Here is a 13,435-nt window from a genome sequence, read left to right on the forward strand (position 1 = left end):
ATTAGACCGGTATCCTTGTTAGTTCTTTATACATATCAATTGCTTTATTTCTAATTTCCATTAAAAGTTCAAGACTTGTCTTTGCTTTTTCGCCAGCAATCATAACTTCGTGAAGTTCTACACCATTGCCTGCAACAAAATCTTCTATTGCTTTTGCAGATTCTTTTTGTGCTTGATTAACATTGTTAATCAATTCTGCAAAAGTATTTGTTAAGCCATTTTCTTCTTTTGGTTTAGTTACTTCTGTATTGATTGCCTTAGCAAAAGGATTAGTCAATCCTTCGATTTTCATTTTATCCTCTCCTATCTATTATTGAACCTATTGTTACACCAGTAACTTTCCCTTTAGAATTATAAAACTCATACGTCATTATTTCTTTTTGTTTTTCTGGATACATATTTGCAAAGAATTTTTTTTCGTCTGGAGTTACTTCTGCTTTTTTAATTTTATTTGTATTAAATGTACCATGATTATTTACAGAATAATTACCAAATGAATTAGTTGTAATCTTCATATTATATCTCCAATGAATCTTTTACCATTTGTTTTGAAGAGTTCAATGCTGTAAGATTTGCTTCGTATGCACGTGTTGCTGCAATCATATCTACCATTTCATTAATTATATTAACATTCGACATCTGAACATATCCATTTTCATCTGCATCGGGATGATCTGGCATATATACAGTCTCGCCTGGTTTTTCATCGGTTAATTCATTTATTTCTATATTATCTTTTGCAGAAGGTAAAGATGGACTCTGTGTTTTAACTCCCCTGAAATGATTTTCATTAGTAGTATTTAATTTAAGGATTTGACCTTCAACAGCTAAACTCGAAGCAAAACTTGTTTTTTCTTCCTGAACTTTTAGATATTTTCTTTGATATGGTTCACCATTTTCTGTTCTAATTGTATCTGCATTTGCAATGTTCTGAGCTATGAGTTCCATTTTCTTTCTCTGTATACCCATACCTCGAGCACTTATTTCAAAACCAAATAAACTTCCTAAAATTTTCAACTCCTGCCTCCTCCTCTTATTACATTTTGAAGTGTTCTGTAATAATCACCAATTTTTTTCGAAGCAAATTTGAAACGAAGAGTATTCTCTGCTAATTCTGCCATTTCTTTTTCAATATTAACATTATTTATTCCGGATGTATTATCACTACTTTCATCATAAATTATTTCGAATACTGGATTTGAATCCTGTGTAGTATTAATTGCTGGCAAATGTTTGTTATTAGTAGTTTTTAGAATTGAATCTGTATTTTCTTTCAAGAGATTTTTGAACGAAACATCTTCTCTTTTATAATTTTCTGTTTGGATGTTTGCAATATTATTAGCAATAACTTTGTTTTTAATTGCACAATAATTAAGTAAATTTTCAAGTAGCTTTACAGTTGACGACATAATCTTCTGGATTTTTATTTTTATATAATCCAAAAGAAATGCCACAAAAACGATTTGATTTTTGAAGGAATGATTAATTGACTATTGGTCAGGTTGGCTAAATATAAACACTTGTAAATTATTATTCATAATCCAGTATTATACTTTTGGATTGACCACAGGAGCATACAAATTTAATTTCTTTAATCACATCATTTGCATCTTTCTTTAAATAAATTTTTACTCCTTCCATTTCATCTTCTTCAACAGAAATTTTTGTATATCCTTTGAATTCAACATCAGAAGCTTTAATTAAATTTCCAGTATGAGTTTTGTGTTTAGTAAAAATGTCCTTCATTAATGCATCTTCAAATTTATTATTAGGCATGGCACACCACCTTATTTATTATTTCGGGTATTTTTTCTAATGGTAAAACAATATCAGCAAGTCCCGCATCAACTACAGCTTTTGGCATTCCGTATACTACACATGTTTCTTCATCCTGAGCTATTGAGAATCCACCAACACTTTTTAAATATCTTATAGCTTCGAGACCATCTTTTCCCATTCCAGTCATAATTACACCAAGCGTATGTTTGCCATAATAATCAACAACCGAACTCATCATCACATCTACAGAAGGTTTATGAAGTGAATCTGCTGGTTCATCTGTAATTTCAATTGCTGCATTTGATATACTAAGTTTTTTTATTTTCATATGATATCCACCAGGAGCAATGTAAATAGTACCTCCTTGAACTTTTTCTCCATTCTCGGCTTCTTTTACATTTAGACCACAAATTGCATTTAATCTATCTGCAAGAGATTTTGTAAATCTTGGTGGCATATGTTGAACAATAAAGATTGGTATTTGAATTTGAGATGATAACATTGGCAATATTTTTTGTAGAGTAAGAGGTCCTCCGGTTGAAATACCAATTGATACAGCACGATAATCATTATCAGAAAATTCCTTTGCAGGAATTTTAATGGGAGTTTTAATTGTTAATGGAGTTCGGGAAATTCTATCGATTCTTTCTTTAAGAAATTTCTGGCGATAGATTTCCTTAACTTTTGAAATCAAATCATCTTTTATTTTTGCGATATTAATATTAACATAGGATAATTCTTTAGGAATAAAATCTACAGCTCCAAGTTCCAATGCTGTCAAAGTAGCTTCTGCTCCTTCAGTTGTAAGTGAACTTACCATAAGAACAGCAGTAGGAGCTTCTGCCATAATCTTTTTTAGAGCTGTCAATCCATCCATTACTGGCATTTCGATATCGAGTGTAATTATATCAGGTCTTAACTTTTTTGCTAATTCAACACCTTCCTGCCCATTTCTTGCAGTACCTATTACTTGAATTTTTTCATCACTTTCAAGCATTAAGGAAATTGCTTTACGCATGAAAGCTGAATCATCAACTACAAGTACAGATATTTTATGCATTAAGCTTCTTTTCCAGTTTGTTAAATAATTCGTTTATATCAAGAATTATAACAACTGTTCCATCGCCCATAATAGTAGAACCTGCAATACCATCAATTTTGCCTAAATAATTTCCTAATGATTTTATAACAACTTCCTGTTGACCAATTAAATTATCTACTTTAATACCAAATCTTTTTTCTGCGATGCCAACTTCAACAATATATTGCCAATCAGAATCTTTTTTATGACCATTTTCTGCATTATCGAGAAGTTCTTCAAGTCCAACAATTGGAAGTATAGAATCTCTTAAATTAATTACTTCTCTTCCTCGAACAGTTTCAATCTGATTCTTATTTACTCTAATTACTTCAATTACAGAATGTAAAGGAATCACAAGCGTCTGGTTGCAAGCTTTAACAATCATACCAGATATAATTGCTAAAGTTAGAGGAAGTCTTAAAATTATTCTTGTTCCTTTGTCAACTTCGGATTCGATAGAAATAGTACCTCTTAATTTAGCAACATTAGTTTTAACCACATCCATTCCAACTCCACGTCCCGAAACATTGGTAACAACCTCGGCAGTAGAAAAACCAGGATGAAAAATTAAATTATATGCTTCCTGTTTTGTTAATTCTTTTGCTTTTTCTGCTGTAATAAATCCTTTGCTTATTGCTTTCTCTTTAATAACTTCTGGATCAATACCTTTACCATCGTCTTCTATTTTAATAACTATATTATTCCCTTCATGTTCTGCTGATAGTATAACAGTTCCTTTTCTATTTTTACCTTTAGATTCTCTAACATCAGGTTTTTCAATACCATGATCAATTGCATTACGAATAAGATGAACAAGTGGATCGTTAATTTCTTCAATTAAATTTTTATCTACTTCTGTATCTTCGCCATAAATTTTCAATTCAACTTCTTTTTCGAGTTCTTTACACATATCACGAACAACACGAGGGAAACGATTAAACACTTTCCCTATCTTTATCATTCTTAATTTCATTACAACAAGTTGAAGTTCGGTAGTCATCAAATCGATTTGCTTGGTTGCATCTGCTAAGTCTTTTGCAATGTTCGTATTTTCATATTCAAGTGCGAACTGGCTATTAACCTGAGTAAGCCTATTTCTACCTAATACCAGTTCTGATGCAATATTCAAGAGAGCATCCAGTCTTTCAACATCAACTCTAATTGTATTATCTGTTTTTCTTGTATCAGGTGATGAAGCTAATTTTGTAGCATTATTTTTTTCATTCGATACAACTGTTGTTGCATCAGTTTTTATTTCTTTTTGTTCTTTATTTTCTATTTGATTTGATTGTTGAATTTGTTCTTCAGGTAAATTTGCTTCGCCTAAATTTTTTAATAATCCTGTTAAAACATTAATCACATTCTCCACATCAACATCTTCATTCTTATCGTTTTCAATCTTAAACATTAATTCCTTTATAACATCATATCCCAAGAGAATTCCATCCATTATATTGGAATTAAGTTTAGCTTCGCCTCTTCTTAATTTATTTAAAATATCTTCGCACTTATGAGTAACTTCTGGTAACTTTTCCAAGCCAAGAAAACCTGAAGTACCTTTAATTGTATGGAATGAACGAAATATTTGATTTAATAAATCGAGATCGTCCGGACGTTTTTCGAGCTCCATTAAATCGACATTGAGATTTTCGAGAATTTCTTTTGTCTCCAGCAAAAAGCTGTCGACAATTTCTTTCATCTCCGGATCAATCAGCATTGGATTTTGAGTTACACCTTCCATCACTTACCAAATAATTTATCAATTTCTTCTTGAGATGTTTTATTATTAATTAACTCATCTGCTACCTTTTGCATTTCATGATTACGATCATATTTTGCATTTGGATTGTAAGGTTTCTTTTCGTCATCCAAATCAGTTTCAAAATGAGGAATACTAACTTCCTGTTTATTAAAATCAAATAATAATGATGAAAGACGTTTTTGAACTGAATGAATAAGATGATTTACAGATGCTAATTGTTGTGCTGTAATATCCTGTACCTGAAGCGAAATTGTAATATTTGTAATATCATTTTCTATTTTCTGTATAGTATTTTCCAGTCCAAGAACTTTACTTTCAAGTTCATCTATTACCAGAGCAGTTTTAAGTTCTTCGAGTCTACCATTTAAAGAAGGATATTCATTAATAAGTTTATCGAGAGCAACTCTTTGATTAAAAAATCCATTCTTCATATCATCAAGTTCACTTTTTATTTTTGACATATCTGCCGACATTGAATCAACAATATCAAGAATTTCACTGGTTGCAATTTCTGTTGCATTAGTAACACTATTAATTTGATGAGCTGCTTTTGGCATTTTACTCGTTGTATCTTGAATTGAATTATTTACATTTTCAAGAAGTGGAACTATATCTGTCATAAAATCTATGATCTTTTTGAAAAGAGGGACAATTTTCTGACCGAAGATGAAAAATTGTTTCAAGTCCCCTAATTTTTGAAATACCTGTTCCATACTTAATTGATTTTCCATGATTAACTCCGTTTTATGAACTTGCTAATATTTGTTCTATTTTTTCTCTCAAAATCTGAGGTGTAAATGGCTTAACAATGTAGTTATTTACTTTTGCCTGAAGTGCTTCCAGAATATCTTCTTTAAGACCTCTGGTAGTTACCATTAAAATTGGTAACGATTTTGTTTTTTCGTTTGATCTAATAGCTTTTACAAGCTCTAAGCCCGAAACTTCAGGCATATTCCAGTCTGTTATGACGAAATTAATACCTTCGTCAGAGTTCAGCTTGGAAAGGGCTTCTTTACCATCAGCTGCCTCTACGAAGTTATCATAACCAATTGATTTGAGAGAATTGGCTACAATTCTCCTCATTGTTACTGAGTCGTCTACGACTAAGAATTTTAGTGCCATAGTTTTTCTCCTAATTCAAATATTTTGAAACTTCGTATAAAACTCTTTTGGGATCAAAAGGTTTTATTAAATATGAGTTAGCCCCACATTCTAAACCTTTATGAATATCTTCGCTATTACCTAAAGAAGTCAATACAATTATTGGTAAGTCTTTATATTCTTCATTATTTCTGATGGAACGGATTAACTCGAAGCCATCTACATTTGGCATATTCAAATCTGTAATGAGCAAATCAATTTTATAATTTGGTAACTTTTCAAGAGCTTCCATTCCATCTGCACAAGTTATGATCTCGTAACCTTTGACACTTAAGGCTACAGAAACAAATTTTCGAATTGTTGGAGAATCATCTGCAACTAATATTACCCTTTTCATAATTATATTACTCCTTCTTATATCCAATCGTTTTAGGAAAACTCACTAAGCTAAAAGCCTTCGATATCCCTTGCAGCGTCTCTGAATAACCTATAAACAAATAGCCCCCTCTGTTTAATGAATTATATAAATTTGATACTACTTTTATTTTCGATGCATTATCGAAGTAAATCAATACATTAGCACAAAATATTACATCAAAATTGAACATGGTTTTCATCATTATATCATCATATAAATTTAAGATACTGAAAGAAACAAGCTTTTTAATTTCTGGTTTCACTTCAAAAGTATTTCCATTTATTACAAAATATTTTTTCAAATAGTATGGTGGTATATTTCTAACAGAATATTCCTTATATACACCACTCTTTGCAGTTTCTATTACTGCAACACTTATATCTGTTCCAATTATCTCAACTTCAATATCTGGATATTTTGGTTTTACAAGATCATCAATAACCATTGCAATTGAATATGCTTCTTCACCTGATGAACATGCAGCACTCCAGATTCTAATTTTATTCTTTTTCTGCTCCAGTTTTTTCTGAATAATTTCTGGCAATACCTTTGATGCTAATGCATCTAACTGGGGCTGATTTCTAAAGAAAAAAGTTTCATTTATTGTTATAGCTTCGTAAAAATATTTCTTCTCTTCTGTGTTTTTGTTGCTCTTTAATAATTTAAAATATTCTTCATAACTTTTTAGTCCGAGAAATGAAATTCTCCTTTGAAGACGACTTTCAAGTAAATATTTCTTATTATCCTGAAAATATATTCCGGTTGAATCATAAATATATTTTCTTATTTCCTGAAATAACTGGAGAGACATACTCTCCTGTTTTGGCAAAATACTATTCAAATTTTTTGTTAAATCTTGAATCTTTAATTCTGTATATTGACTCATGATTTTTTCTATTTTGTAGTAGAATTAATTTTATTTCTAAATTCAACAATTTGTAATGCTCTTTCTTTTACCATTTCATCTTCATCATTTGATAATCGAATTAATGCATTAGTCGATTCTGGTTTATCAATATTTCCAAGTAGTTCAATCAATCTTAACTTATTCCAGATATTTTCATCATTTATCATTGAATCTATAAACAGGAAGGCACTATCAGAATCAAGATTAAATATTATTTCCATACTCGCTCTTCTTACTTCTTCGTCAGGATGATTTAGGTATTCACTTACTGAGTGAATAATGTTTCTTATTGACATTAAAGAAATCTGACGAAGGTAATTTGTATTAACAAGATGCTCGATAGCAGATAACAATAGATTCAAAATATGTAAAACATTCTCAGGTTTTTCATTCAATAACTTAGGAATTTCATCAAAAACAAAATTTATATTGTTAATAGCTTTCGATCTGATTATTTCATCCAGTTCGTAATCTTCACCTAAATACTTGAGACTTGCTATTAAAATATCTTTATCGCTAAATACATTAATTAATGAAAGTGCAATTTTTTTATGTTCAGCAGTTCCTTCTTTTAATGTATACATCAGCAGACTTTTCATTTTATCGTCGAAAGGAATATCGAGATTATACTTTTCTTTTAATAAAAATAATGATGTAATTAATGGCCATACTAAAGGTCCGTGAATATTCATTACCTGTTCTAATAAAAAGAAGTATGTATTTACATCTCCTATGTATCCCAGACTTTCCAGTATTGAATATTTAGTTAATTCATCTTCTGTATTGAATTTAGAAATCAGAAAGTCCAGAGCCTTTTGAGAACCAATTTTACCAAGTGCCTCTACAACTGTAGGTCTATAAAGTTCATTTCTTTCATAAAAAAGTAAAAGAATATCTATTGAATCTTCATATCTGATATTCCCCAATGCTTCGATACAGGCAAGTATAACATTATCATTATCTGTAGTGCTTAAGATTTCTATAATGTGATTTATTGCTTTAGGACTGGCTATAATTCCAAGTAAATCAATTATAAATTTTTTATCATCATCATTCCTATCGTGATTATACTCAATTAACGCATCAATCGATAAATCACCAAGCTTTGCTAAAATTTCGCCTGCAAGATTTCTTATAGCAATATCTGGAGAAGAAATAAATGGCACGAGATAAGTTGGTGCATCAATTGGACGGTGATTTAATATTAATAAAGTTGCAGCATTTCTTACACCTTTATCTTCGTGAGATACTAAAGAACAAATTTGTGATGCATATTTATCAATATTCTCTTTTTCATTTAATGCATATAAAAAATCTATTATTTGATCTCCAGAGTATTTTTCAATTTCTTGAAAGAAATTTTCAATTATCTGTTCATTCATAAACACCACTATTTATGTTTTATTTTAACTTTCAAGATGTATGCCTTTTAATTATTTTGAAAAATGAATTAATAAAATAATATCTCAAAGCACTGTAATGAATAATATTAGCCAGATGATAATAATCATCCACTTTGATTATCGAAAAGTTATTAAAAACATTTAGCTTTGATTGATTATATTTCACTCAAAAAATTTAAGATAATGATATTTTTATTAAATAAAATTGAATTCACTCCGATAATACATAAGGGAATAATGTTTTTATGGAAAGTAATACTTATTTTAAAAATTAAATTCTATTAATAATGCAGAATAACATAACACACAATCAACATTTTTACTCTGGAAGCAACAATCCTAATATTAAAGGTCTTCACCTATTATACTTATTATTAAATTCATTTGATATTGGTTTTATTGTTAGCAATAAGTCAGATATTATTTATTCAAATAGTTCTTTACTTAAAATTCTGGGATTTAATTACGAAGATATTTCTACAAAAAACATAAATGAATTCTGGGATCTTGTTCAAAAGAACTGTTTGAACGAATTAAGTAATATTGATATCATTAAAAGTCTCATTAAAGATGATGAGCGTAATCTAAGTTTAATTCTAAATTGTAAAGGAAATCATTTTATAAAATTTTCTTCCTATTCTTTGAAATCATTTAATCTACCTTATAGAATCTGGGTATTTTCAGATTACTCAGATAAAATATCTGGCGGTCTTACAATTAAATTTGACACACCATTTGAACCAAAAGAAACTGATTTTGAAGAATTATTTAAGACTCTACAGGAAAAGAATTTACAACTCGAAAAACAAATCGAAGAATTAACTAAAGACAAAACCTCAAAAGAGAAATTTATTTCTATAATTGCTCACGACTTAAAAAGTCCATTCCAGGGATTACTTGGCATTTTTGATATCATAACAGAAACATTTGATGAGTTAACTACTGAAGAACTAAAAAAATATCTGGGTTACGCAAAATCTTCTGTAAAAAATCTTTATCAATTGATTGATGAATTATTGCAATGGTCAAGATTTATTACTGGACAGGTTAAACATAATCCATCCAATTGCAATCTATATAATGAAATGATAAATGTTATCAATATCAATAAAAATCTAATTGAAAATAAAAAATTGACCATAATAAACTATCTCAAAGAAAATTTAGTAGCATATGCAGACGAAACAATGGTCAGTTCTATTTTCAGGATTTTGATTTCAAATGCAATAAAATATTCAAAGCGTGGTGGAACAATTGTAATAGATTCTCAAAGCTCAGAAGGTTATATTCAAGTTTCTATTGCAGATCAGGGTATTGGTATGGATAAAGAAACACAAGAAAAATTATTCAAGATTGGCGAACAAAAAATTATGCCAGGTACAGATAACGAGATGGGAAGTGGATTAGGACTTATTTTATGTAAGACAATGGTAGAAATGAATGGTGGAAAAATCTGGTTCGAAAGCGAGCTCGATAAAGGCTCTACTTTTTATATCACTTTACCTAAAGCAAAATAGAACAGGTTCTTATGGAACGTGGACAAACAGTAAAAGCAAAAAAATACGAAATTAATTTACCTTTCGATGAAAATATTGATTTTTATCGAATCATTTTTGAAAATTCTAACGAAGCTTTTGCTGTTTTGAAAGATGATAAGTTTATTATTTTTAACAAAGCATTTAAGAAATTATTCAACCTGGATGAAGGTCATTCGTTCTACAATAAAAGTATTTTTGATTTATTAAACAGTTCAAATCAGAATAATTTTAATGAAATACTTTCATCATTAAAAAATAATCATATTACAGAAATTAATAATCTTAAATGCAAAAGAAATGATGGTTATGAACTCGAGCTAAAATTAAATCTACTCCCCATTCAGATTGACACAATAAAATATCTCATAATATCATTTCATAATCTTACAGAGAAAAAGAAATTACTTGAACAGGTTAATAAATTATCAAGAATTGTAAACCAGAGTTCTTCAATAATTATAATTACAGATTTAGAAGGTAAAATTGAATACACAAATCCAAAGTTTACTGAAGTTACTGGATATTTCTTTGAAGAAGTTCATAATAGAAAACTTGATTCTTTAATCTTTGGCTTAATTACAGATGAAGAATGCAATAATTTATGGAAACAACTTTTATCTGGTAAAGATTGGCGTGGCGAATTAAAGAATAGAAAAAAGAATGGTGAATATTACTGGGAATCTGCAACAATCTCTCCAATCAAAAACGATGAAGGTATAATAACACATTTTCTTGCAATAAAAGAAGATATTACAGAAAAGAAAGAGATGGAGTTTGAATTAAAGAGAGCACTCGATAGTTCAGAAGAAGCTAATCGATTAAAATCAACACTTCTTTCTAATATGAGTCACGAACTTCGAACACCACTTACAGGTATTATCGGTTTTGCAAGTTTATTGAGAGATGAGTTAACAAATATCGAGCATATTGATATAGTAGATAAAATTCTAAAATCTGGAAAGAGATTATTAATTACACTAAATTCCATTTTAAACCTTTCCGAAATCGAATCCGGTACTTTTCCAATTAATATTACCGAATTCAGCATACCTTCTTATACAAAATATTTCCTTACAAATTATGATAAAACAGCTGCAGAAAAGTCACTTTCCTTCAGTATCGAAGTTTTAGACGAAGATATATGTGCTGTAGGCGACGAAAATCTTTACAAACAAATTCTTTTACATATTGTGGATAATGCAATTAAATTTACACAGAAAGGCAGTGTAAAAGTTGTTGTTACTTCTTCATACGATTCATCAAATCAACTAAAAGCTATTGTTAAAATTATTGATACTGGAATTGGTATAGCCAAACAAGATCAATCAAAAATATTCAGAGAGTTCAGACAACTCAGTGAAGGCATTCGCAGAAACTTTGAAGGGAGTGGATTAGGATTGGCTGTTGCAAAAAAAATGGCTAAGCTAATGAACGGAGACATAACAGTTGAAAGCGAATTGGGAAAAGGCTCTACATTCAGTATAATTTTGCCAGGAATTAAATCTACTTCTGAGAACAAAAACAGAAAATCTTCTAAAATTAAAATTCCAACACAAAACAAAACCAGAGAAATTAAGGGAAATAATAAACTATATGTATTGAGTATTGAAGATAATTTATTAAACGCAGAATTGGTATCCCTTTTCTTAAAAGATATATGTGAAGTGGATAGTGCATTTAACTATGAGCAGGCAATTGAGAAAATCAAGAATAAAAAATATGAAGCCATTCTTGTTGATATTAACTTAGGAAATGGACCAAGCGGTATTGATTTTGCTAAAGAGATAAAAAAATATAACGAGTACAAAAATACTCCTCTTATCGCTATTACTGGTTATGCACTTCTAAGAGACGAAAAAAAATTACTTAACGAAGGCTTTGATTATTATCTCGCTAAACCTTACGACAAAGAAGATCTTATTGATATAATACTTTCAATAATATCTAAAAAGTAATTTTAAAAAACATTCTATTACTTAACAGTTCGATAAGTTAATTTACACAGTTTGTAAAATTTGATGTTATTAATTAAAAGATAAGATTATTTCTGATTAATTTGTTTTGTTACCTGAATACCAAGTTGTTCCATTCTATAACGAAGTTTTGAACGAGATAATCCTAATATTTTAGCAGCTTTTACCTGATTACCATTTGTAATATTTAATGTCTTTTGAATTAATTCTTTTACAACATAATCCATTTTTATACCTTTAGAAGGTATCTGTAATATAAATTGATCTTCATTACTGATATTTCCACTCTTACTATCACTTAAAAAACTAAAATGATGTTCACTCAATACATTGTCTTCACATAGTAAAACAACTCTTTCCATAACATTTCTTAATTCTCTAATATTCCCTTTCCAGTGATAAGATTTTAATAATTCTAATGCACTGGAGTCGATACCTGTAATTTCTTTATTAAATTTTTGATTAAATTCTTTTAAGAATGAATAAGCTATATATGGAATATCTTCTTTTCTTTCACGAAGTGGTGGAATATTAATCTTAACAACATTAAGTCTATAAAATAAATCTTCTCTAAAATTACCTTTATTAACTTCTTCTTCAAGATTTCTATTGGTAGCTGCAAGTACTCTTACATTAACACTAATCTCTTTTTCACCACCAAGTCTATAAAATTTACGTTCCTGCAAAACTCGAAGTAATTTTACCTGCATATCAAGACTTAATTCGCCAATCTCATCGAGTAATAAAGTGCCATTATTAGCTAATTCAAACTTACCGAGTTTAGTTTTTTGAGAAGCTCCTGTAAATGCTCCTTTTTCGTGACCAAATAATTCACTCTCTGCTAATTCCTTTGGTATAGTGGCACAATTGATCGTTATAAACGGTGCATTATTACGTGGACTTTTCTGATGAATATATTTTGCAAATACTTCTTTACCAGTTCCACTTTCTCCTTCAAGTAAAATAGTAGTATCTGGACTTTTAGCTAATTTTTCTACTGAATGAACAAGCTTTTGAATTTTTGCACTTCTTCCAAAAAAGTCTGGTGTTAATTCATCCTGTATTAATAATGTATGAAGTCTATCGACTTCAGTTTTTAATCTTAAATTTTCTATAGCTTTGTTCAATACAATCAATAACTGATCAAGATCTATTGGTTTCAATAGAAAATCAAAAGCTCCAGATTTTATTGAAGTAACTGCCATCTTTATATCAGCATAACCTGTAATCATAACAACAGGAATATCTGGATGTTCTTTTTTAATTACTTTTAATAGTTCCAATCCATTGTGTGTTGTAAGATATATATCGAGCAGAATTATATCTGGTTGAAAATTTGAAATGTAATTTTTTGATTCGTTTGCATTGAGACAGGTTTGTACTTCAAAATTTTGCTTTGTCAATACTTTCTTTAAAGAAGAAGAGACTAAATCGTCATCATCAATAATTAATACTTTTGGATTCATATTCCTT

General features: G+C 29.4%; 15 protein-coding genes. 2 read left to right on the top strand and 13 right to left on the bottom strand.

Annotated features, from left to right (window positions below):
- Position 1: 1 nt before the first annotated feature.
- From fliE to VJY38_RS00805, 12 genes are all read right to left on the bottom strand, one after another.
- Positions 2 to 292 carry a flagellar hook-basal body complex protein FliE gene (fliE, locus tag VJY38_RS00750; protein WP_353678755.1) on the bottom strand — a complete coding sequence of 97 codons (291 nt, stop codon included), beginning with the start codon at positions 290 to 292 and terminating at the stop codon, positions 2 to 4.
- Position 293: 1 nt separating this feature from the next.
- Positions 294 to 515, bottom strand: a complete 222-nt coding sequence (locus tag VJY38_RS00755) for a hypothetical protein (protein ID WP_353678756.1) — start codon at positions 513 to 515, stop codon at positions 294 to 296.
- 1 nt (position 516) lies between these two features.
- A complete protein-coding gene (gene flgC / locus VJY38_RS00760) occupies positions 517 to 1,017 on the bottom strand; it encodes a flagellar basal body rod protein FlgC (RefSeq protein WP_353678757.1) in 501 nt (166 codons plus the stop codon).
- On the bottom strand, positions 1,014 to 1,409 hold the full coding sequence (gene flgB / locus VJY38_RS00765; RefSeq protein ID WP_353678758.1) for a flagellar basal body rod protein FlgB: 396 nt from the start codon (positions 1,407 to 1,409) through the stop codon (positions 1,014 to 1,016). The genes flgC and flgB overlap by 4 nt, the downstream gene beginning before the upstream one ends.
- 121 nt (positions 1,410 to 1,530) lie before the next feature.
- Positions 1,531 to 1,776, bottom strand: a complete 246-nt coding sequence (locus tag VJY38_RS00770) for a hypothetical protein (protein WP_353678759.1) — start codon at positions 1,774 to 1,776, stop codon at positions 1,531 to 1,533.
- Positions 1,769 to 2,839, bottom strand: coding sequence for a protein-glutamate methylesterase/protein-glutamine glutaminase (locus VJY38_RS00775; RefSeq protein ID WP_353678760.1), 1,071 nt, complete (start codon positions 2,837 to 2,839; stop codon positions 1,769 to 1,771). The genes VJY38_RS00770 and VJY38_RS00775 overlap by 8 nt, the downstream gene beginning before the upstream one ends.
- Positions 2,832 to 4,601 carry a chemotaxis protein CheA gene (locus VJY38_RS00780; RefSeq protein WP_353678761.1) on the bottom strand — a complete coding sequence of 590 codons (1,770 nt, stop codon included), beginning with the start codon at positions 4,599 to 4,601 and terminating at the stop codon, positions 2,832 to 2,834. Before VJY38_RS00780 ends, VJY38_RS00775 begins: the two co-directional genes overlap by 8 nt.
- Positions 4,601 to 5,353 (bottom strand): protein phosphatase CheZ, encoded by a 753-nt coding sequence (locus VJY38_RS00785; protein ID WP_353678762.1) that lies wholly within the window; start codon positions 5,351 to 5,353, stop codon positions 4,601 to 4,603. The genes VJY38_RS00780 and VJY38_RS00785 overlap by 1 nt, the downstream gene beginning before the upstream one ends.
- Positions 5,354 to 5,366: 13 nt before the next feature.
- Positions 5,367 to 5,744, bottom strand: coding sequence for a response regulator (locus VJY38_RS00790; protein WP_353678763.1), 378 nt, complete (start codon positions 5,742 to 5,744; stop codon positions 5,367 to 5,369).
- A gap of 10 nt (positions 5,745 to 5,754) precedes the next feature.
- Positions 5,755 to 6,120 (bottom strand): response regulator, encoded by a 366-nt coding sequence (locus VJY38_RS00795; RefSeq protein ID WP_353678764.1) that lies wholly within the window; start codon positions 6,118 to 6,120, stop codon positions 5,755 to 5,757.
- A gap of 7 nt (positions 6,121 to 6,127) precedes the next feature.
- On the bottom strand, positions 6,128 to 7,027 hold the full coding sequence (locus tag VJY38_RS00800) for a CheR family methyltransferase (RefSeq protein WP_353678765.1): 900 nt from the start codon (positions 7,025 to 7,027) through the stop codon (positions 6,128 to 6,130).
- An 8-nt stretch (positions 7,028 to 7,035) separates the two neighbouring features.
- Positions 7,036 to 8,430: a HEAT repeat domain-containing protein gene (locus VJY38_RS00805; protein ID WP_353678766.1), complete on the bottom strand. Its 1,395-nt coding sequence runs from the start codon at positions 8,428 to 8,430 to the stop codon at positions 7,036 to 7,038.
- 308 nt (positions 8,431 to 8,738) lie between these two features.
- On the opposite strand from VJY38_RS00805, the gene VJY38_RS00810 reads away from it, so the two are divergent.
- Together VJY38_RS00810 and VJY38_RS00815 are read left to right on the top strand one after the other, a co-directional pair.
- Positions 8,739 to 9,968, top strand: coding sequence for a sensor histidine kinase (locus VJY38_RS00810; protein WP_353678767.1), 1,230 nt, complete (start codon positions 8,739 to 8,741; stop codon positions 9,966 to 9,968).
- A gap of 11 nt (positions 9,969 to 9,979) precedes the next feature.
- Complete coding sequence (locus tag VJY38_RS00815; protein ID WP_353678768.1) at positions 9,980 to 11,944, top strand: PAS domain S-box protein; 1,965 nt, start codon at positions 9,980 to 9,982, stop codon at positions 11,942 to 11,944.
- 86 nt (positions 11,945 to 12,030) lie between these two features.
- On the opposite strand, the gene VJY38_RS00820 is transcribed toward VJY38_RS00815, so the two are convergent.
- The gene (locus VJY38_RS00820) at positions 12,031 to 13,428 is read right to left on the bottom strand and encodes a sigma-54-dependent transcriptional regulator (protein WP_353678769.1); all 1,398 of its coding nucleotides are present in this window, start codon (positions 13,426 to 13,428) and stop codon (positions 12,031 to 12,033) included.
- Positions 13,429 to 13,435 lie beyond the last annotated feature (7 nt).

It is taken from the genome of Rosettibacter firmus, assembly GCF_036860695.1.
In the GTDB taxonomy this organism is placed as follows: Bacteria; Bacteroidota; Ignavibacteria; order Ignavibacteriales; family Melioribacteraceae; genus Rosettibacter; species Rosettibacter firmus.